Genomic DNA, 20,651 nt, shown 5'->3' with positions numbered 1-20,651 from the left:
TATTGTTGAAGTCTCAACAAACGGGGGGTTGAGCTGGACCCAAATAACACCTGTTGGTGGCTATCCTTACACTATTGTAAATAATCCGCAAAGTCCTTTTCCCGGTGGCACACCGTGCTACTCAGGAAGTAGAGATTGGGCTATTGCCCAGTTTGACCTTACGGGATATACAGGAGTGGTCAGCTTTAGATGGAGGTTTGGGACTGATGCATCTATGACTGAGGAAGGCTGGTATATTGATGATATTTATGTTGGACCTCCAACTGGTGTAGAATTAAGTGAACATATCCCTTCAAGTTTTGCTATATCACAGAATCGACCAAACCCATTCAGTAAGTCATCGGTTATTAGTTACCAGTTACCGATAAAGTGTCATGTAAGCTTAAATATTTACGACTGTGCAGGTAGGCTTGTTAAAAACCTTGTTAATGAAGATAAGAAACCTGGCTATTATTCAGTTAAGTGGGATGGTGAGGACTCTTCCGGTAATAGGGTGGCCTCTGGGATGTACTTTTACAGATTTGAGAGCGTCAAGTTTAATAAAACAGGAAAACTGATAATCTTACGGTAATAATTTTGTCTTCATTCTCGCTACCCACTTCCCAATTCTCATTTCTTAATTTTTAGTTGTATTTTTATCTTTTGAGTAGCTCCCAAAATGAAGTATAATCACTCCTTGCATTCCATACTATGTAGCCCCAAGCATTAGATTCACGTGCAGCGTGTATTTGATTAGCTATGTAAGCTGGACCAAATCCAGGCGACCTTAAATTAAAACCTTGAATATAAGGAACAAATTTTGACTCACCAATAAGGGATTCACCCTTTGCTACACTTTTAAAGACAAGCCTGTACTCTCGTTCTCTTGGGTCAGGCGACCATTCCTCTTTAGGATGAAAATGTGAAGGATAGAGCATAGGACAAATGACATCAAGTAATGTTGCCATAAGCCTAAGATTTTGACCCTCATCTTTTAAACTCGGTAGCCATAGTGCATACCCATATACATCGCCTGCAATTGTGACTCCTAATGGCTTTAGTTCTTTTCTTGCTAACTCAAGAAATTGAACTATTACCTTTTCTTTGTCTTCACAGTCAATCCTATAAGGCTTGAACTTACCAGATGCAGACGGAAACCTTATATAATCAAATTGAATTTCAGGTACTCCCCTTTTAGCAAGGTCCTTTGCAATTTCAATATTATAGAGTTGTACCTCTTTTAAACATGGATTAGTCCAGTATCTACCATGACCATCTTTCCAAATTTTATCATCAAGTGACCTTATAGAATATTTTCCTTTGTTATACCATGCAAGTATAGAATCTTGGAAAACAACTATCCTCGCAATAAGACGTATACCATGCTTTTTACAATCTTCTACTAACGATTCAAGATTTATCACCTGTAATACTGCGCCTATAGTTTTAGCAAGTTCTACATTAGTATTATAAGGCACAACTCCAATCGCCTCCTTAAAATCGACAACTACACAGTTTAGCTCACTATTTTTGATGTAAGGCAAATATTCTTTAAATCTCATTCCTGCAGCATAATTTAAATAAATACCACGATAAGGAAAGAAATGAGGTGGCTCACTATTTATTCTGGGAAGCGAGATAAAAGTGAGAAGTGAGAAATAAGAAGTAAGGAACATTATTGTTTTGATATTTAATATTGCCTTACAGTACACTCAAGAATTTTATAAATGACGTCATCGTATGATATACCTGCATACTCAGCTTCAGCGGGTAGGTCTGAAATATCAGTTAAACCTGGAATTGAATTTATTTCAAGCACATAAGGTGTGTTATCGCTGACTATCATATCTACCCTCGAAAATCCACTACATCCAATAGCATTATGAGTACGAATGGCAATTTCTTGCGCCTCTTTGTAGACTTTATTCGGTAACCTTGCTGGTATTATAAAATCAGTTAACCCCTTAGTATACTTAGCTTCATAATTATAGAAACCACTCTTTGGAGCAAGTTCAAGTACAGGTAATGGCTTATCAGCAAGTATTCCTACTGTAATATGGGGACCGTGAATAAATTCCTCAATAAATGCATCTTTGTATTCTCTTTTAACCTTTTCAAAAATAGATTTTAATTCCTTCGCTTTGTTCACAATGTTAACTCCAAGTGATGACCCAGAGCTCACAGGCTTAATAACCCATGGCGGGGGACCGAGTGTCTTTTTTATTCTATTTAGGTTAAAATTTCCATAAAAATACTTGGGTACTGTGATTCCGGATGCAATAAGCACCTTTTTAGTTATAATCTTATTTATTGAAATACTTGATGCAAGTACTCCAGAACCCGTATAAGGAATGCCAAGAATGTCCAATAGCCCTTGAATTGTACCATCCTCACCAGGAACACCGTGAAGCGCAACAAAAGCTATATCAATTTTTGCTTTTTTCAAAGTAGAAACAATATTATAGTCTACATCTATTTCAACTACTTTAAACCCTTGTCTTCTTAAAGAATTAGCCACCATCTTACCTGACCTAAGTGATATTTCTCTCTCCCAAGACCAGCCACCCATCAACACACCAATTTTCATTGATGTAGACAGAGCTCTTTTCATTTAGGTATTTAGGTATTCCTGCCTGCCGTCAGGCTAGTTGGACTTTTAGTCATTTATTCTATTTATGGGTATGCTCTATCAATTGTTCTTGGGAATGGAATTGCTTCACGGATGTGTTGCAACTTACATATCCATGCAACTGTGCGCTCAAGTCCAAGTCCAAACCCTGAATGTGGAACTGAGCCATATCTTCTTAGGTCAAGGTACCATTCGTGTGGCTCTTTTTGTAGGTTATATTCCTTAAGCCTTTGCTCAAGTGTAGCTAAGTCATCTTCTCTCTGTGAGCCACCTATGATTTCACCGTAGCCTTCAGGGGCAAGCATATCTGCACATAAAGCGAGTTCATGATTATTTGGGTCGCGTTTCATATAAAACGCTTTGCACTTTGCAGGATAGCGATGAATGAATACAGGTAGCGCAAACTGTTGCGATAGATAAGTCTCCTGTGGAGCACCAAAATCGTCACCCCATGAAGTATGGGGTACCTCTTTTTGTTTTTTCAGCAAATCCAGTGCTTCATCATAAGTAATGTATGGAAACGGAGGCTTCACTTTCTCCAGTGGCTTAATATCACGGCCTAAGATATTGAGCTCCTCTCCTTTTTTATCAATTACTCTTTTAACTATATAACTAACAAATTCTTCAGCCAGTTTCATTATGTCGTCAAGTGTAGCATAAGCAACCTCTGGCTCTACTTGCCAAAATTCAGTTAAGTGCCTCTTTGTCTTTGAGAGCTCTGCCCTAAAAGTAGGTCCAAATGTGTACACCTTACCAAAAGCCATACAACCAGCCTCTGCATAAAGTTGACCAGATTGTGATAAGTAAACTTTATTCCCAAAATAAGGGACTTCAAACAGTGTGGTAGTTCCCTCGCATGCAGATGGTGTGAGTATAGGAGCGTCAAGTCTAATGAAGCCATGGGAGGAAAAAAAATCTTGAATAGCCATCATAACTTCTGCTCTTATTCTCATAATTGCATATTGCTGTCTTGACCTGAGCCACAGATGACGATTTGATAAGAGAAAATCTATACCGTGTGACTTTTTAGATATGGGGTAAGATTCTGTAAGCTGAACAACTCTTATATCTTTTAGCTCAAGTTCATAGCCACCGGGGGCTCTTGAATCCTTTTTAACTATACCATTTACTATAACTGATGACTCCTGTACGATACGGCCACATAACTCAAATGTCTCTTTGGATACATCTTTGTCTGATACAACACATTGGATAATACCTGTTCCATCTCGGATTAACAGGAAATGTATTTTACCACTCGACCGCTTGTTATAAAGCCAGCCCCTAATTGTAACTTCCTTACCTTCGTATTTTGAAATGTCTGAAATCCAAGTCATACTCTAATTATTGGGATTATCTTCTTTATACTTGTCTATTATGCTTTTATCCCACAGTTTTATCCCAAATATATACGCTCCTCTCACAAGAGCATGAGTTGCAGCAGGACAAGTAGATATAATGAAGACAGCGCATATAATTGATTTTATAGCAAATGGTAACGAATGTGACAGAAAGCAAAGCCCAACTAATATACCACATGTCCCAAGAGTAACACCTTTTGTAGCAGCTTGTAATCGATTATAGATATCCGGAAACCTTATAAGACCAAGACAGCCAAAGAAGTCAAATGTAAGACCAATAAATATTATTATAATCCCCATTACATTCATTATATATTATACAAAATTGCTGATTTAAACAAACTTCCAATTATCCTAAGTATTGAGAGCCAGAATACAGTGGTTGCTAATCCAACTATACCACAAACGAGTCCAGCAACCGCCATCCCTTCACCCCTGAGCTTACCTTCACTTCGTCTAATCTCACTCCTTGCAACAGCTCCAAATACAATCCCAAGAATTCCAAGCACAAATCCAACTCCGGGCATAAATATACTCAGTATCCCACACACAAGCGATGCTATAGCTCTACCGGAACCCCTTATCTCCATACTATCCTTTCTTTCTTCTAATTACCACTTTTATTCCCTCAATAATTACCCCTATTCCGATGACAATCAAGATTGCAGGCCACATAACACTCCAAACTGGTTGAGTAATTATTTTTAGGTTACGTAGTAAAAATATAACTCCAATAGCCAATATAATAAGGCCCCCAGTTACTCTATCTCCACAATACAGCATTTTGCCCCCTTTTTTATTTATCAAGCTTTCTACCCTCAAGATATTTTGCAAGTGTAAGGGTGCCGACAAAGTTAAGTATAGCAAGCACAAGTGAAATATCAAGAAGAAATGGTCTCTTTATATAAAATGCAAGTAAACTACAGTACCCGATAAGAACCACATTAAGAAAATCTATCCCAATCATCTTATCTACAAGAGTAGGTCCACGTGCTATTCTATATAGGCACATAAATATACATACTGCCAAAGGAATAAAGAAATATAAAGGAATACCAATCATATCATTGATTTAAACAGAGAATCATTCAAATATATGCTTCAAAATGCGTTCAAATCTTTCTGCAATTATACGGGTAGCTTCCTCAATCTTTTCATCTCCTACCCATATCCAATGAATGTAAAGGTATTCGCCATTGATGTCAACAGTCATAGTCCCCGGCGTCATTGTGATTGAGTTTGCAAGTACAGTCTTCCCAATATCTGATTTTAACGATGTTCGTATTTTGACAATTCCCGGTTTTATTGGCATTTTTGGGTGTATCGCCCGATAGGCAACATCAAGATTTGCGAGTATGCAAGCAAATATCCACACAGGAATATAGTAAATAAGCCAGCCAATGCGTTTAGGTGAGAATATCTTAAAGCCGGGAAAACTTTCACCAAATAAAAGTGAAGTAAATAAAACAACAACAAGCCCAATAGTGAGCTCTTGCCATGATAGACTCCATGTGACGAGCACCCATATCACAAAAGCAACTATAACAAAAGAAAGTCTACGCATAATAGTTTAGTTTTTCTAAAATGTCATTGGACCAATGAAAGAACCCGAATCCCATAATTAGTCCCTTGTGTTATCACTTCTACTGCTGGATTTAGCACAACATCTTTTATCCATGGGTAAAAAATACCTGCCCCAAGACATATAATTGCAAGTGAAATCATTGCAAAACACATTGTCCATGGCGATTCTTTAATTCTCTCAAACTTTCTGCGTGCTTTACCCCAGAAAGCAAGTCGTTGAATTCTTAAGTAATAAGCAAGTGTTATCACCGCTACCATTGTAGCAAGTACTCCTAAAGCAATATGGCCACCTTGGACGAGTCCAATTATTATAAATAACTTACTCCAGAACCCATTAAATGGTGGTATACCCGAAATTGATAGTGACCCAATGAGGCAACTACCGGAAGTAATTGGCATAACTTTAGATAGCCCACCCATTTTGTTAAGGTCCCTTGTCCTAGTTTGGACTTCAACTGAGCCTGAGTTTAAGAATAGTAACCCCTTAAATGTAGCATGATTTGCTAAATGGAAAAGGCCACCTATAATTCCGAGTGGCGACCCAGAAGCTACTCCAATGATTATATAACCTACCTGTGATATTGATGAATAAGCGAGCATCCTTTTAAAATCATCTTGTGGTATCGCTAGTAGTGCTCCTACGACCATAGAAACTGCACCTAATGTAAGCAATATCCATTTACTTGTAAGATTTACCCCAAATATACAGTAAAATACTCTTATTAGAGCATAAACTCCAAGTGCCTTTATTAGGAGCCCTGAAAGCATACATGAGATTGGGGCAGGTGCAGATGGGTGTGCATCCGGTAGCCATGCATGGAATGGGATAAGAGCTGCTTTTAACCCAAACCCAAAAATGAAGAGTATGGATACAAATCTTATTAAACTCTGCATTTTGTATTCTGGATTCTGTATTCTTACTCCAATATCTGCCATATTAACTGAACCAACTCCTGAGTATAACAAGATAACTCCCAAAAGTATCAGTAATGATGCAATCTCTCCCATCACCATATATTTAAATGCTGCTTCAAGCTCCTCATGCTGTGTCCCAAAGCCTACAAGTGCATAAGATGCAATTGATGCAATCTCTATAAATACAAATAAATTAAATAAGTCACCGGTCAAAATTATTCCGTTCATCCCAGCAATCATAAGCAAGAAAATGGCGTAATACCTTGGTTTATCTGTATAATGTTCCATATAAGAAATTGAATAAAATGATGCAAAAAAGCTCACTATACTCACCACAATAAGCATAAATAGGGATAACCCATCAAGGACAAAATTTATCCCAAAAGGTGGTGCCCATCCTCCAATTTTATAGATAAAATAGCCATATTTAGCAAGGATAGGTATCATTCTCAAAGATAAACAGAGTAGTGAAAATGTGGCTATGTTTGCAAGCACATCTGAGACGCGCTCGTTTAGCTTAAAAAGCATTGCAAGCACAAAGGCAGTTCCTAATGGGATAGCAACAAAAATTGGTATTAAGTTATTCATTATCCTTTAAGTCTTTTGATTTTAGTTAAATCAAAAGTGCCATACCTTTTATAGATTCTGACTGCAATTGCTACAATTAATGCAGTTGTGCATAATCCAATAACTATAGCGGTAAGGACAAGTGCCTGAGGAAGTGGGTCAACAAAGAGAGTTGTCTCACCTACTTTTGTTATTATAGGAGGCAAACCTCCCTGTCTGTATCCAACCATAACAATAAATAGATTAATAGCATATTCTGTCAAGCATAGTCCAATTGCAATTCTTATAATATTCTTTTTGGCAATAACAACATACAACCCAATCCCTAAAAGGATAACACAAAATGCATAAGGAATCATTATTCCTCAAGTAGCAAAAATGTCACAAATATTGCAAAAAGGGCACATGCTACTTTTATCCCAATAGCTATATTGCATACAGGTATTATTCCTGCACTAAACAATTTAATTGGCTCACCTTTTTCTATAAAGTTATTGAAAAACACACCACCTATAATTCCAAGCACCGCAACAGTCAAGAACACAACTCCACCAAATCCCTCAAAGAATGAGACAATCGTCTTTCTCATTTTATTGTAGCCTTCCCGCTCACCGTAAGATAGTAAAAACAAAACAAAACTGCCAGCAACTATAACCCCGCCAGCAAACCCACCACCAGGGGTCAAGTGTCCATGTAATACAATATATATCCCATAAGCCATTAGGAAACCAACAATAATTCTTGTTACAGTCTTAATTATTATAGTCATCCCACTCATAATTACTTCTTTTTTTTACCTATCTCTCTTAAAATTACTATAACTCCCAAGCAAGCAGTAAATAAAACTGTTGCCTCCCCAAGTGTATCATAGCCTCTGAAGTCAAGAATTATAGCAGCAACAAGATTAGCTGCCCCTGTCCCTTTAAGGCCGTTCTCAAAATAAAAATTAGAAACTCTTAAGAGAGGTTCACCAAATTTTGGCAAAAATCTCAATACCTGGATAGTAACGATGACTATAAATATAAGGATACATATCCCAATTATAGATGTTGCAAGTGGATGCGCTGTAGTATCAACTCTTGTTGCCCTTGATATAGCTGCTATAAATATGACCAAAGTCAAAACTTCAACCACCACTTGTGTAATAGCGAGGTCAGGTGCCTGTAGCATAAGAAATAAAATTGCCTGCACAAACCCGACTGCCCCAAATGATATTATTGCACCAAGTAAATCTCTTGTCTCACACGCAACTATCGCAGCTGCAACCATAAAAACAAGTAAGCAATAAAATTCAACCATTCTTTACCTTCCCTGTCATTCTGAACGTAGCGAAGAATTTCAATAATATCGCCTATATCCTGTTATAGTATATTAAGGCACTCTATTTGTCAAGCAAAATTACCCCTTTCTATAATAATCTAATTCTTTCAATTTTAAAATCAATAGCCTGTTCTTCAGAAATTTCAAGTAAAGACTCAAGAATCCACCAAGGTTTTGCTTTCCCTATTTGCATCAAAAGTGTAATTGAATTGTTTTCCTTTTTAATATCAATTACAAATAGTCTTAAGTTTATTTCATGCCCGATGATTTCATCTTTTGCCATAAATTCGTGTATCTTTTGTTCTGGTATATTTACATTTTGTATTCTATATATACACTTCTTGAATTCTTCAAATGAAGACTTTGCCGCTTCCCATAGTTGGGTTACATCTATAATCTGTATACCTTTTGGTAGTGTACAATTTAGTAAACATTTAATATCACCATGAGGTGTAGATTTAAGTGAGATGTCAAGATACTCTTCTTTTGAGGTCACTCCAAAAGGTAACGGTGGTGAGAACGAAATTACTGGTCTTGGCTTAAACCCTTTAGAATATGCAATTGGAATTTCAGCTCTTATTATTGCACGTTCAATTGCTCTTACAAGGTCAAGGTGGCCAAGGAATCTCATTTCATCAGATTTTTCAAATTTTAGCCTAAATCTTAACTTAACTTCAGGTTCAATTGCCTGCTTCTTAGCTCTTCCATAACTAATAACACTTTTTTCAACAGCTTCTCTTTCCATAGGTATAGGATTTGGACTATTACATACACCACATTTGGTACAGCCTGCAATCCTACAATCTATAGTAGGGGCTGTCTTTTTACGTTCTTCAAGCAAGTATCCTTTCTTAACTCCTACATCTATTATCTCCCAAGGTAAATGTGCATCTTCTGAATATCCACCTATATAAGTATATGGGTTTATTCCAAGTTTTTCAAATGAATCTTCCCAGTAACTGAAATTGAATTTGTCACCCCATCCGTCAAATTTTGCCCCCCGTCTCCACGCCTCTTCAATTAGTTCTGATACTTGCTCATCTCCTCTTGCACATATTCCCTCAATAAAGCTCATATACAGGTCTCTGTATTTTACCTTTATATTTCCTTTATGTAGAGAGTCTTTGATATATATTACTTTATCTCTCAATTTATCTACCGATTCTTGAGGTTCCCACTGGAATGGGGTATGAGGTCGAGGGACGAATGGAGCAATAGCTACATTAACTTGTTTACCACGCATAATTTTAGCAATTTGCTTTGTAAGTTTCACTATACCATTAATGTCTTCATCATTTTCTCCTGGCAGACCAATCATATAGTATAACTTAGTATGAGTAAACCCGTGACTGCTTGCAAGTTCACAAGAATTTAGTATTTGTGATTCACTTGTATCTTTATTAATAATTTTTCTTAGCTTATCAGTTCCAGTTTCAGGTGCAAAAGTTATCCCACCTTTACCTACGAGGTTTGCAAGCTTATCAGTTAGTGAGTCACCGCGAAGCGATGGCAACGATGGCTCAATTCCTAATGCCTTGATTCTTTTAATGATTTCAATCAGTTGTGAGTGGTCTGATGCAGATAAAGAGAGTAAGGATACATCCCTGTAGCCTGTGTTTTTGGTTCCACTTTTGACAAGCTCTAAAATTGATTCTACATTTCTTTCCCTATAAGGTCTTGTAACCATTCCTGCTTGACAGAATCTGCACCCTCTTGTGCAACCCCTTGAAATTTCAACTACAAGTGAATCACGCTCAATCTCAATAAATGGTACAATTGGAGCTTTATGGAATTTTTCATTTTGTAGTTCTTGAGTCCATTGTCTTTTAACATTTTTACTAATTTTGGGAATAAAAATTCCAGGTGTTTTAGATAGTTCTAAAAGTAGCTCTTCTTTTTTAAGTTTCTTGTTTTTCCATTCTTTCATACATTCAATAAATTTTGGAATTGTTGGCTCAGCTTCTCCTATAAAGAAACAATCAAAGAATCTTATCATAGGGAATGGATTTAGTGTTCCGGGTCCTCCAGCAATAATGAGTGGGTCAGATTCCACTCTCTCTTCTGAGTGGATAGGGATTTTACTGAGGTCAAGCATATTAAGAACATTGGTGTATGTTAATTCATGTTGCAAAGAGAAACCTATACAATCAAATTTATTAAGTGGAGTCATTGATTCAAGTGATACGAGTGGAGTATGTGTATTTCTCAGCCATTGTTCAAGGTCAGTCCATGGTGCAAATACTCTTTCACAAATGATATCAGAAAATGAGTTAAGCAAAAAATAAATGACCCTTACACCGAGACAACTCATTCCGAGTTCGTACAAATCGGGGTAACAGATAGCAAACTTGATACTGGCTTTATTCCAATCCTTATGAATACTGCCAACTTCATTTCCTATGTATCTAAGTGGTTTTCTAATGTGAGGTAGTATATATTCCATTAAGGGTACAGTGTAAAGATGATAGTAGCAGTGACTATGCCAAGTGCATCTGCTGTGATGTCTTTATAACTTATTGTACTCTTTCCATAATATTTATCAAGAAGTTCCTTCCCAATTCCTGCAATAGATGCAATTGATATAGAAAAGACTCTTGCCCCCGGATTTGGGTTATTAAGCTGACAGTGATAAACATGGTAAGAGAGTCCTGTAATCCCAAATGAGTAAGAAAAGTGATGTAACTTATCTAAAGCAATCCAATTATCTTGAGGTGACGCCTCTTTAAATTGTGTATGTGTCAACGAATCAGGTTCAATGAATCTCATTTCGAGTGACCCTGAACTTAATTCAGGGGAAGCAATCTCATAGTGAGGTGCTACCCCGAGCATAGTAATAAGGAATAAGAAAGTCATATTTATAATTTTACAATTCTATCTTAATTTTGTCAATACATATTGACATTAGAAATTATTTTGATAAATTAAGTAGAGATGAAAAAGGAATCGCTTTTATACGATAGATTAAAGAATAATAGAGTGAGGTGCAACATTTGCCAGCGGAGGTGTATTATTGCTCAGGATAAACTTGGCTATTGCACTACACGGCTAAATGAGGTGGGTAAGCTTTACACTTTAATTTATGGTGAAGTATCTACTTGGATGATTTCACCAGCTGAGCTAAAGCCTATTTTTCATTTCTATCCTGGAAGTAAATGGCTTTCATTGGGTTCAATTGGATGCAATTTTAGGTGTCCGGGTTGTCAAAATTGGGATATTGCACATTATAAGTTCCTGTCCGCCGACAGACAAGATAAGAGTCTTTTGTCATTGCGAGGAGCGAAACGACGAAGCAATCAAAATACGAATTATATTTCTCCTGAGGATGGGTTAAAAATAGCTGATAAATACAATTGTCTTGGCATATCTTGGACTTATAATGAGCCTACCGTTTGGTTTGAGTACACTCTTGATTTTGCTAAACTTGCCAAAGCAAGCGGTTTTTATACTAATTATGTGACTAATGGATTTATCACACCTGAAGCTCTTGATGTTATAGGGCCATGGCTTGATGTATTTAGAGTAGATATAAAGGGATTTTCAAATAAGTTTTATAAAAAATTAGCCAATATTAGCGAATTCAATGGCATATTAGAGGTAACTGAGTTAGCAAAGCATAAATGGAATATGTGGGTTGAAGTAGTGACAAATGTGATTCCAGGTTATAATGATGATATTGAAACTTTCCATAGAATAGCAGATTGGATTAAGCAAACTCTTGGTCCCGATACTCCATGGCATATTACGAGATTTATTCCGCATTGTGAACTACAACATATTTCTTATACTCCAATAAAGACACTTGAGAATGCAAGAGAAATAGGTGTAAGTAAAGGATTAAAATTTGTCTACATTGGCAATGTTACAGGCCATCCTTATGAGAATACTTACTGCCCAAATTGTAAGAAAATGCTTATAAAGAGGCATAATTATGTAATTGAGTTTAACTATGTAGAAAATGGGAGATGTAAGTATTGTGGTGAGCCAATTCCAGTGTGTGATTTAGGCAATAGAGTTTAATGACTATTTTTCTTGACAACTTGTAGCTATTAAGTTATTTTGTAATAGAGAAATCTAAATAGTCTTTGAAGAATTGGAGTTTGGAATTTAAATATTATTTTCGTGTTTTATAAATTTTGTGGTCTTCGTGATAATAGGTTTTAGAGACTAACTTGTTAAAGTGTATTTGATAGTTGTTTTTTGTTTCATTAGTTATAATATTACACTTGCAAGGGTTAAATATAGTGGAGGTGGTGATTGGTATAATGACCCATCAATGTTGCCAAATCTGGCACACGAAATTAATAAGCGGACAACTATTAGAGTAGACCCGGAGCAACATATAGTCTCATTGAGTGATGTAGAGCTCTTCAATTATCCATTTATTTTTATAACAGGACATGGAAATATAAAACTTTCAGATAGTGAAGTAAAACAGTTAAGAGAGTATCTTACAAAAGGCGGTTTCCTATATGCGGACGATGATTATGGCATGGATGAGTATTTTAGACGTGAGATTGGTAAAGTCTTTCCCGGCATTAAACTTGAGGAGCTTCCATTTAAGCATCCTATATATCATTCATTTTATGACTTTGATTATCTTCCTAAAATTCATAAGCATGATGATAAGCCTCCAAAAGGCTACGGTATCTTTTACCAAGGACGGCTTGTCGTTTTTTATACATATGAGACAAATATATCAGATGGGTGGGCAGACCCATGGGTACATAATGACCCGGCTGAGAAAAGGGAAGAGGCATTTAAAATGGGTGTCAATATATTAATGTATGCCATCTTACATAATGAGTGAGATTGAAGATAAAATCAAGGAGATAACTAAGTCAATTTCAGATGAGGTGCTAATTTCTCTCCGTATTGCTTTGTTACAGGAGTGGGAAAGGACTAAGGAGACAGTAGTTATTTTTCCTACGCCAAGTATCAAAGAGTATCCGTCTGTATATCTTTTTGGTATTCTTGCAAAGGATTGGCCTGGCTTACTTGGCGGTATTATGGGTGTTATGGTAGAACTCGGCTGTAACATAGAAGTTTTATCTGGTATAACTATTACTTATGAAGGCGAAAAAATAGCTATTATCTCTCTTGGTATCCAGGTGAATGATAAATGGTATATAGATTCTTTCTTAAATGAAAGTAATACAACTAAAATGAAGGATAAGCTATACAAAATTTGCCTCAAAGGGTGGCGTAAAGGCGTTTTACTTGCCCATGGAGCTAGGAAAATAGAGATATTTGAAGAAGTATTGAAGATAATTGAGCGACTTGGTAAACTTGATAGCAAAGTAACGGCAGCGGTCACAAAGTTCTTTGATACAAGGGATGAGGAATACTTAGAGCAAAGGACGGTAAATGATTTAGCTACTCTTATTCTTACAAATTATGAATTTGTTGATAAAGTTAGGAAATCAGGTGGTGAGCCACAAGTAAAAGTAGAGCATATAAAGGTAAGGAATGAAGAGCGTACGGGAATATCTATTGTATGCTTTGATAGAGATTTTTCACTGCCACTTGCATTGGATGCTATAAAAAATGCAGTCTCATATTATAATGTTAAATATGATAAAGAATATGTGACTTATGATGGGATAAGTGTTTACAGGATAGAGATAGATGGATTTCATAAATTAAAACCAATTGAACGCTCACTAATAAAAAAATTAGGTACAAGAAAACTTGAGCGATTACAACTAATAGAAACTTTTGGTGGTCTTGAACATTATGCGAGAGTTATCATCCCAAAGTTAGTTAAGGAGCACAGTTTAACCAATATGCCTCAAGTTTATATTTCAACAGGGCTTGTTTCCGAGCAATTTATTCAATTTAAACTTATAGTAGTTAAAAGCCCGAGTGCTGGCTGGGTAGATAAATATGTTACAAGGGTTGATAAAATAAAGGGATTTTCTATTCTTTCGTTTGAGACTCCTAAACTGTATGGTAATTCAGAGGTTTGTATTTTTGATTTAAGGGTAGATGCTGGTATTTTTTCGGCTACTGAGTTTATATATACCACAATCAGGAAAAGCCTTGAGCATATAATAGGTAAATTTAGAGACTTTGATGAAGGGATGCGTGAACTTGATGTCAGAAAATTTAGAGAAATCATGCAAAAAGTTAAGGGAGTAGATACTGAATTTTTAAGAGAGATTTATTATGGGATTGAAGATTTTTACAGAAGTAGTGCTCCAACTGATGAAATTACTGCGCTTATAAAATTGGGTACCAAATTGGCTCAGGGTAGCATACCTAATTTTGAGTTTATCAGGTTTAATGAAAGATGTGTTTTACTTGGTGTGGTTTCAAAAGAAAAGATTTTGTCTCAAGTTTTGAGTATCTTAACTTCTTATGAGACTACTGCAAGTAAAATACAACTTGCAGATACTAATCTTTTACTTTTAAAGATTGGAAAGCAGGATGGATTATTATCCGGAGAAGAAATCAAGGTTATAACTCATAATTTGTCACATATTTTGCATAAATAACAATAACGGCTAAGTTGTTCTGAAACGAATGGAACGAATAACACCGAATAAGAAAAGAGCCCAGAAGATTGTGCTGACTGCCAAACTGTATGTAATTAAAGAGAAAAAATGGTCAATCTTATTTTAAAGACAAACTTAATTTTTAGTAAATACCATTAGAATAAATCCTATAAATAGTTTCATATCACTATCCCAATAAAAATATTTTCTCTATATGCCGGGGAGGGGATTTGAACCCCTACTCCGATTACCGAAGCTAGCCCCTCAAGCTAGTGCGTCTACCAATTCCGCCACCCCGGCAGCACTTATATAATTTATATAATATAGTGAGACTTAACAACTGTCAAGTTTTTATTGACAAAATCATTAGTTAGAATATATTTATATTAAGATGCGTAAATTTTTTATCCTTTTATGTATTCTTGCATCCGGTTGTGTTATAATGAGACCCCAGAAACTGGATGAAAGGAGATACCAGAACATTACTCCACAACAACTTATGGAACTAATTGAACATAACGAGAAATTTGTTTTAGTAGATGTTAGAAGTCCTGAAGAATATGCTGATGGGCATATAAATAAAGCAATTAACATCCCTCATGCTGAGATAAAACTCAAATCAAGACAATTAGGGTGCAAGTGTGGTAAAGTGGTAGTTTACTCCAGGAATGGTCATGCGGGTGAAATAGTGGCCCAAACTCTATTGGAATTGGGGTTTAAGAAAGCGGTAAATTTATATGGTGGAATTGAAACATGGGAAAAAGCTGGTGGTAAGCTTATAAAATAAGATGCCAACTTACGAATTTGAGTGTAAAAAGTGTGATTATAAGTTTGAAGTGTTTACGAGTATCTCAGAAAAGAAGCATACAAAATGCCCAAAGTGTGGTAGTTCTAAACTAACACAAATTTTGGGTAGCTTTTTCTTGAGTGGGGTAAAAGATACTTCAAGTTCCGGATGCGAGACTTGTAAGACTCCAACCTGTGCCACCTGTCCTATTAGTAAGCAAGATACTAAATAAAGTCTTGTAGTTTGTAGTTAACCCGCAGTCACAGATACGCCATCTATACAAATCCAGGGTAAGATGTAGTTTAATACCTTCTTGCGTTCAATTGAAATTCCTGATATCTGAGTTAATAAATCGTATATATTTCCATGAATCAAAGTTTCACATAATGGTTTTACAGGCTCACCATGTTTTATAAGCCAGCCCCCTTTAACTGCACCTGAAAATTCGCCAGTTACTGGATTTGGAAAACCAGAAAATCGAGTTACAATTACACCCTGCCTAACTCCTCTAATTAATTTATCCTTAGTGATTGTTCCCTCTTTTATTATAAAATTAGTCGGTCCTATTCCTGGAATTTGTGCTGTACTGCCTGAGGCATGCCCGGTTGTTGTTCTATGTTCCTTTGTAGCTGTATAGGTATTATACATATAAGATATTAATTCCCCATTCTTAATCATTGTGAGTGGATAATGTGGCATCCCTTCGCGGTCAAATGCAGAACTTCCAAGTCCGCCCGGGATGACGCCGTTATCTTCTACTATTAAATTTGAAGTCCCTACTTTTTTACCAATTTTTCCTACCCACTTACTCATTCCTTTTTGTACATTATTTGCATTTAATGCAAATAACATTGGACCCACAATGAGCTCGCCAACTGAATTAGGTGATAGTATTACAGAGCCCTTAAAACTTTCACCTTTACCAGCTCCAATTGAGTTAACTACATTCTTTGCCATTTCCTGTGCTACAATTCGTGTATCAATTTGGTTTACAAATCTAACTCCATCAAATTCATACTCAAAGGACGATACATTTTCTCCATCAACTGCCATCCCCACAATATAATAAACAAAAGAACTCGTTCTCTCATTTACTCTTACCCCATTTGAATTTGCAACTGCTCTATGCGCTATGTTTGCTGTAAATGAACCATTATCAACTGTTATTCTTTGGTCATAATTCCTTGCTTCGTTAAGCATACAAATTCCGTGCTCAAGTGCTTGTTTAACTCCAAAATCTTCTGAATCCGGGTCATAAATTTTATCTACTTTTTTAATCTCAACAGGTTCTGGTAGTTTGTTATATTCATCCTTTGGCGATGCTTTAGCGAGTTCAACTGCCCGTTTACAGCCTTCTTTAATCTCGCTAAAATCGTTTAATGAAGCAAACCCAAGTCTCTTGTCCTTAAAAACTCTTATGCCCACACCATCTTCAATTTGTGACTTTGCAATCTGGATATCATTTTTCTCTATGGTCACTTCTATGTGTTTTGATGATGCCGCATAGATTTCTACTTCTGAAGCACCAAGTTTAATTGCTTCCTTTAACCCTTGCTCACATATTTCAATTAGCTCCATTTGTCACTTTTGTTTTCCTCCTATAATCGCTTGGCATCTAAGATAAGGACCACCTGCATCTACTTTTGCCATTTGTCCCTTACCACAATATCCAGTTCCAAGCCCCCATTTGAACTCTCGTCCTATTCCATTACATGATTTAAGCACATTAAATGCCTGTCCTGAGATTGTTACACCTCGCACAAGTTCACAAATTTTACCATTTTTGATTCTATAAGGTTCAGCTACACCAAACATAAATTCAGCATTTGAGTCTGCTTGCCCCCCTCCAGCACCCTTCAAAAAATATCCATCATTGACTTCTGAGATAAGTTCATCAAGCTCAAGTTCTCCTGGTTCAATATAAGTGTTCCTCATCCTTATTATTGGTTCATCTGAATATGACCAAGCACGTGCATTCCCAGTTGGTTGCACTCCAAATAATTTTGCAGTCTCCCGATTATGTAGATAACTGCGTAGTATTCCATGGTCTATAACAACAGTTTGCTCTGTTTGCACCCCTTCATCATCTACAAGAACTATTCCAGCTGCATTTGGCTTTATTTGTGGATTTCCTGAGTCCACAAGGGTTATAAGCTCAGAAGCTACAGGGTGTCCAATTTTACCCTTTGCAATTGAACCCGATAGAACAAAATCTGCCTCTACTGTATGTCCTATTGCCTCATGTGCAAGTAAGCCTACCAGTTCTGGACTTAGTATAACCCATGCTCTTCCACCTTCAGGATATGGTGCAGATAGAAGGTCAACTGCAAGTTTTGCAGCTTCATCTGCTAATTCTTCAGCAGTCTTTTCTTTAAATAAATCAGCCCATCCACCAGTTACTCCAATTGACTTTGTCCCTGTTTGCATTTCTCCTTTTTTGAAACCAACTGCCGTAACTCTGAATTCAGGTTTTGAATCCAATATATGAACTTTAGCACCATCTGATGTAAGGATATATTTTTCATCTAACGATTCAAGATAGCTACAGATAGCTGACTGTATAAGAGGAGAAGCTTTTCTCACCCATTCTTCTATTTTACGGACGAGTGAGATTTTTTCTTCAATTGAATAAGAAGTAACAGCATCATGTATTTCAGGAGAAAACTCTCCTCTTGCAAGTTTACCAATTTGTAACCCTTCAATTTTCTTTTGCTTAGCATTAGATGCAGAAATTGCAGCTGTGTTAGCCTCGGTAAGTACATGAATTAAAACTTCCTTTTCAACTCTTGATGTACTTGAGAATCCTAAAGTCCCGTTAATTATGACTCTTATTCCAACCCCTTTCTGTTGAATTGAGTTTGATTGTTCAAGTTCGCCTTTTCTTATTGTTACTGAATTTATGAGCTTATTGTGATATCTAATTTCTGTCCATCCCTTTGCATAGCTCATTATGGTTTCTAATAAATCCCACATTTTTATATCGGGGAGACTGGATTTGAACCAGCGACCCCCTGGTCCCAAGCCAGGTGCGCTACCAGGCTGCGCTACTCCCCGGTAAAAAGCAGTGATTAGTGTTTTTTATTTTCACTCTGATTCCCAACTAATAACTGATTTTTCAGATATTTTTTTGCTTTTAAAAGAGCAAGTGCTCTGTGTGATATTTTATTCTTCTTCTCTGGTGGCAGTTCTGCAAATGTTTTACCTAATTTTGGAACCATAAATATTGAGTCGTAACCAAATCCGAACTTACCGCGTTCCTCTTCAGTTATATAGCCGTAAACTTTTCCCTCAAATATTTTTGTTCGTTTTCCCATCTGTGCGACTGCTACTACACATCTGAATTTAGCTTTCCTTTCATTCATTGGTTTTGATTCAAGTAGTTTCAAAAGCTTTTTTCTATTCTCCTCATAACTTATATTATGAGGAGATTCTTTTGCTTTGCTCAGAATGACAGAGGGATGGGTAACATTAATGCCAGCAAAACGTGATGAATAAACTCCTGGTAACCCATTGAGTGCATCTACTTCTAATCCAGTATCGTCACTGATAGAAATGGTATGCATGAGCTTAGCACCAGTTTCTGCCTTTATAATTGCATTTTCTTCTAAACTATTACCACGTTCCTCAGGTAAAATAGTATTTCTTAAATTAATGAATTCAACTGGTAGCTCTTTTAGAATTGTTTTAATCTCGCTAAATTTATCAAGATTTTTTGTAGCTATTACGATTTTCTTTATCTTTCCCACTACTTAATAATAAAGTGGTAAGTGTAGATTACTTTTCAAATTTTTTAAGTGCTATAGATGCATTATGACCACCAAACCCAAATGAGTTTGAGAGTGCAACTCTTATATTTTTCTCCCTTGCTTTATTCGGGACATAGTCAAGGTCACACTCTGGGTCTTGGATTTCAAGATTTATTGTTGGATGTATTATAGAGTCTCGTATAGACAGGACAGTAGTAATAAGCTCAACTGCCCCAGCTGCACCTAATAAGTGACCTATCATTGACTTAGTAGATGATATTGCTACCTTTTTTGCATGCTCGCCGAGTGCAAGCTTTATTGCTACGGTTTCTATTTTATCATTTAATGGAGTAGATGTTCCATGAGCATTTATATAATCTAATTCTTCAAGATGAATATCGCCCTCCTGTAATGCAAGTTTCATACATCTTGCTGCTTCCCTTCCTTCGGGTTCAGGTGCTGTGAGATGATATGCGTCACAGGTCATCCCATAACCTACAACTTCACAATATACTTTTGCACCCCTATTTATCGCATGAGTCAATTCCTCAAGAATAATTATTCCAGCTCCCTCTCCTATCACAAAGCCATCCCTCTCTTTATCAAACGGTCTTGATGCTTTTTCTGGTTCATCATTCCTTGTAGATAAAGCTTTCATATTTGCAAATCCTGCAACTGATAGCGGTGTTATAGCAGCTTCAGTGCCACCAGTTATAATCATGTCTGCATCCCCATGTTTTATTAATCTATATGCCTCACCAATTGCATGAGCCGCTGTAGCACAAGCGGATACTACTGCAAAATTTGGTCCCTTTACTCCCAATCTTATAGAAATTTCACCAGACACCGAGTTTATTATCATCATTGGAATAAAAAATGGTGAGACTTTTCTTGGAGACTGTTCAATGTGCTTAAATTCTGCCTCCCAAGTCTCTATTCCTCCTATACCTGAGCCCACAATGACACCTATCATTAGAGGATCTTCGGTTTCAATCTTTAGTTCAGCATCTTTTATAGCTTCAAATGTAGCTGCTACTGCAAACTGGCTACATCTATCCAACCGCCTTATTTCTTTGGGAGAAAAATACTTGGCTGGGTCAAAGCCTTTAACTCCTGCTCCTATTTTAACAGGGAATTCAGTTGTATCAAACTTAGTAATCTTTGAAACACCCGAAGTTCCTGAGAGTAGAGCTTGCCAAAACTCTTTGACCGATAACCCTATTGGTGTAATTGCACCCAATCCTGTGACTACCACACGCCGTTTCATAA

Annotated in this window: 24 protein-coding genes and 2 tRNA genes; 6 read left to right on the top strand and 20 right to left on the bottom strand. The window is 36.6% G+C overall.

The window, feature by feature from the left end; translation table 11 throughout:
• On the top strand, positions 1 to 571 hold a 571-nt coding region (locus tag QMD71_04840; GenBank protein ID MDI6840162.1), incomplete at its 5' end, for a FlgD immunoglobulin-like domain containing protein.
• A 64-nt stretch (positions 572 to 635) separates the two neighbouring features.
• On the opposite strand, the gene QMD71_04835 is transcribed toward QMD71_04840, so the two are convergent.
• From QMD71_04835 to QMD71_04770, 14 genes are all read right to left on the bottom strand, one after another.
• Positions 636 to 1,655 (bottom strand): putative glycoside hydrolase, encoded by a 1,020-nt coding sequence (locus QMD71_04835; GenBank protein MDI6840161.1) that lies wholly within the window; start codon positions 1,653 to 1,655, stop codon positions 636 to 638.
• Between the two features lie 14 nt (positions 1,656 to 1,669).
• Positions 1,670 to 2,590 carry a D-alanine--D-alanine ligase gene (locus QMD71_04830; protein MDI6840160.1) on the bottom strand — a complete coding sequence of 307 codons (921 nt, stop codon included), beginning with the start codon at positions 2,588 to 2,590 and terminating at the stop codon, positions 1,670 to 1,672.
• 62 nt (positions 2,591 to 2,652) lie between these two features.
• Positions 2,653 to 3,945 (bottom strand): asparagine--tRNA ligase, encoded by a 1,293-nt coding sequence (gene asnS / locus QMD71_04825; protein MDI6840159.1) that lies wholly within the window; start codon positions 3,943 to 3,945, stop codon positions 2,653 to 2,655.
• Between the two features lie 3 nt (positions 3,946 to 3,948).
• Positions 3,949 to 4,269 carry a monovalent cation/H(+) antiporter subunit G gene (gene mnhG / locus QMD71_04820; GenBank protein MDI6840158.1) on the bottom strand — a complete coding sequence of 107 codons (321 nt, stop codon included), beginning with the start codon at positions 4,267 to 4,269 and terminating at the stop codon, positions 3,949 to 3,951.
• 8 nt (positions 4,270 to 4,277) lie between these two features.
• Positions 4,278 to 4,559 (bottom strand): DUF4190 domain-containing protein, encoded by a 282-nt coding sequence (locus QMD71_04815; protein ID MDI6840157.1) that lies wholly within the window; start codon positions 4,557 to 4,559, stop codon positions 4,278 to 4,280.
• A 1-nt stretch (position 4,560) separates the two neighbouring features.
• Positions 4,561 to 4,752, bottom strand: a complete 192-nt coding sequence (locus tag QMD71_04810) for a DUF5668 domain-containing protein (GenBank protein ID MDI6840156.1) — start codon at positions 4,750 to 4,752, stop codon at positions 4,561 to 4,563.
• A gap of 13 nt (positions 4,753 to 4,765) precedes the next feature.
• Complete coding sequence (locus QMD71_04805) at positions 4,766 to 5,032, bottom strand: cation:proton antiporter (GenBank protein MDI6840155.1); 267 nt, start codon at positions 5,030 to 5,032, stop codon at positions 4,766 to 4,768.
• A gap of 21 nt (positions 5,033 to 5,053) precedes the next feature.
• Positions 5,054 to 5,533, bottom strand: coding sequence for a Na+/H+ antiporter subunit E (locus tag QMD71_04800; GenBank protein MDI6840154.1), 480 nt, complete (start codon positions 5,531 to 5,533; stop codon positions 5,054 to 5,056).
• A 23-nt stretch (positions 5,534 to 5,556) separates the two neighbouring features.
• Positions 5,557 to 7,056, bottom strand: coding sequence for a monovalent cation/H+ antiporter subunit D family protein (locus tag QMD71_04795; GenBank protein MDI6840153.1), 1,500 nt, complete (start codon positions 7,054 to 7,056; stop codon positions 5,557 to 5,559).
• The gene (locus QMD71_04790) at positions 7,056 to 7,394 is read right to left on the bottom strand and encodes a sodium:proton antiporter (GenBank protein MDI6840152.1); all 339 of its coding nucleotides are present in this window, start codon (positions 7,392 to 7,394) and stop codon (positions 7,056 to 7,058) included. Before QMD71_04790 ends, QMD71_04795 begins: the two co-directional genes overlap by 1 nt.
• Positions 7,394 to 7,804 (bottom strand): MnhB domain-containing protein, encoded by a 411-nt coding sequence (locus QMD71_04785; GenBank protein MDI6840151.1) that lies wholly within the window; start codon positions 7,802 to 7,804, stop codon positions 7,394 to 7,396. The genes QMD71_04790 and QMD71_04785 overlap by 1 nt, the downstream gene beginning before the upstream one ends.
• Before the next feature lie 11 nt (positions 7,805 to 7,815).
• Positions 7,816 to 8,334: a DUF4040 domain-containing protein gene (locus QMD71_04780; GenBank protein MDI6840150.1), complete on the bottom strand. Its 519-nt coding sequence runs from the start codon at positions 8,332 to 8,334 to the stop codon at positions 7,816 to 7,818.
• A 109-nt stretch (positions 8,335 to 8,443) separates the two neighbouring features.
• A complete protein-coding gene (locus QMD71_04775) occupies positions 8,444 to 10,798 on the bottom strand; it encodes a TIGR03936 family radical SAM-associated protein (protein ID MDI6840149.1) in 2,355 nt (784 codons plus the stop codon).
• Complete coding sequence (locus QMD71_04770; protein ID MDI6840148.1) at positions 10,798 to 11,208, bottom strand: hypothetical protein; 411 nt, start codon at positions 11,206 to 11,208, stop codon at positions 10,798 to 10,800. The genes QMD71_04775 and QMD71_04770 overlap by 1 nt, the downstream gene beginning before the upstream one ends.
• Positions 11,209 to 11,286: 78 nt before the next feature.
• Here QMD71_04770 and amrS point away from each other — a divergent pair, with 78 nt between their 5' ends.
• From amrS to QMD71_04755, 3 genes are all read left to right on the top strand, one after another.
• A complete protein-coding gene (amrS, locus tag QMD71_04765) occupies positions 11,287 to 12,372 on the top strand; it encodes an AmmeMemoRadiSam system radical SAM enzyme (protein MDI6840147.1) in 1,086 nt (361 codons plus the stop codon).
• 160 nt (positions 12,373 to 12,532) lie between these two features.
• Positions 12,533 to 13,162 (top strand): DUF4159 domain-containing protein, encoded by a 630-nt coding sequence (locus QMD71_04760; GenBank protein MDI6840146.1) that lies wholly within the window; start codon positions 12,533 to 12,535, stop codon positions 13,160 to 13,162.
• Positions 13,140 to 14,849: a hypothetical protein gene (locus QMD71_04755; GenBank protein MDI6840145.1), complete on the top strand. Its 1,710-nt coding sequence runs from the start codon at positions 13,140 to 13,142 to the stop codon at positions 14,847 to 14,849. Before QMD71_04760 ends, QMD71_04755 begins: the two co-directional genes overlap by 23 nt.
• Positions 14,850 to 15,064: 215 nt before the next feature.
• Here QMD71_04755 and QMD71_04750 read toward each other — a convergent pair.
• Positions 15,065 to 15,149, bottom strand: a tRNA-Leu gene (locus tag QMD71_04750).
• Between the two features lie 91 nt (positions 15,150 to 15,240).
• On the opposite strand from QMD71_04750, the gene QMD71_04745 reads away from it, so the two are divergent.
• Entirely contained in the window at positions 15,241 to 15,636 is a 396-nt protein-coding gene (locus tag QMD71_04745; protein ID MDI6840144.1) for a rhodanese-like domain-containing protein, read from the top strand.
• Position 15,637: 1 nt separating this feature from the next.
• Positions 15,638 to 15,868 (top strand): zinc ribbon domain-containing protein, encoded by a 231-nt coding sequence (locus tag QMD71_04740; protein MDI6840143.1) that lies wholly within the window; start codon positions 15,638 to 15,640, stop codon positions 15,866 to 15,868.
• A gap of 17 nt (positions 15,869 to 15,885) precedes the next feature.
• Here the strand turns inward: QMD71_04740 and QMD71_04735 are convergent, their stop codons facing one another.
• The 5 genes from QMD71_04735 to fabF all read right to left on the bottom strand — a co-directional run bounded on the left by QMD71_04735 (position 15,886) and on the right by fabF (position 20,649).
• Positions 15,886 to 17,214, bottom strand: a complete 1,329-nt coding sequence (locus QMD71_04735; protein ID MDI6840142.1) for a TldD/PmbA family protein — start codon at positions 17,212 to 17,214, stop codon at positions 15,886 to 15,888.
• Positions 17,215 to 17,217: 3 nt separating this feature from the next.
• The gene (locus tag QMD71_04730) at positions 17,218 to 18,609 is read right to left on the bottom strand and encodes a TldD/PmbA family protein (GenBank protein MDI6840141.1); all 1,392 of its coding nucleotides are present in this window, start codon (positions 18,607 to 18,609) and stop codon (positions 17,218 to 17,220) included.
• 7 nt (positions 18,610 to 18,616) lie between these two features.
• Positions 18,617 to 18,690, bottom strand: a tRNA-Pro gene (locus QMD71_04725).
• A gap of 14 nt (positions 18,691 to 18,704) precedes the next feature.
• Positions 18,705 to 19,373, bottom strand: coding sequence for an RdgB/HAM1 family non-canonical purine NTP pyrophosphatase (gene rdgB, locus QMD71_04720; GenBank protein ID MDI6840140.1), 669 nt, complete (start codon positions 19,371 to 19,373; stop codon positions 18,705 to 18,707).
• 37 nt (positions 19,374 to 19,410) lie between these two features.
• Positions 19,411 to 20,649, bottom strand: coding sequence for a beta-ketoacyl-ACP synthase II (gene fabF / locus QMD71_04715; GenBank protein MDI6840139.1), 1,239 nt, complete (start codon positions 20,647 to 20,649; stop codon positions 19,411 to 19,413).
• Positions 20,650 to 20,651 lie beyond the last annotated feature (2 nt).

Source organism: bacterium (genome assembly GCA_030018315.1).
Classification (GTDB): domain Bacteria; phylum Hydrothermota; class UBA3073; order JACQXS01; family JAGMCI01; genus JASEGA01.
This window is presented reverse-complemented; position numbering and strand designations above follow the sequence as displayed.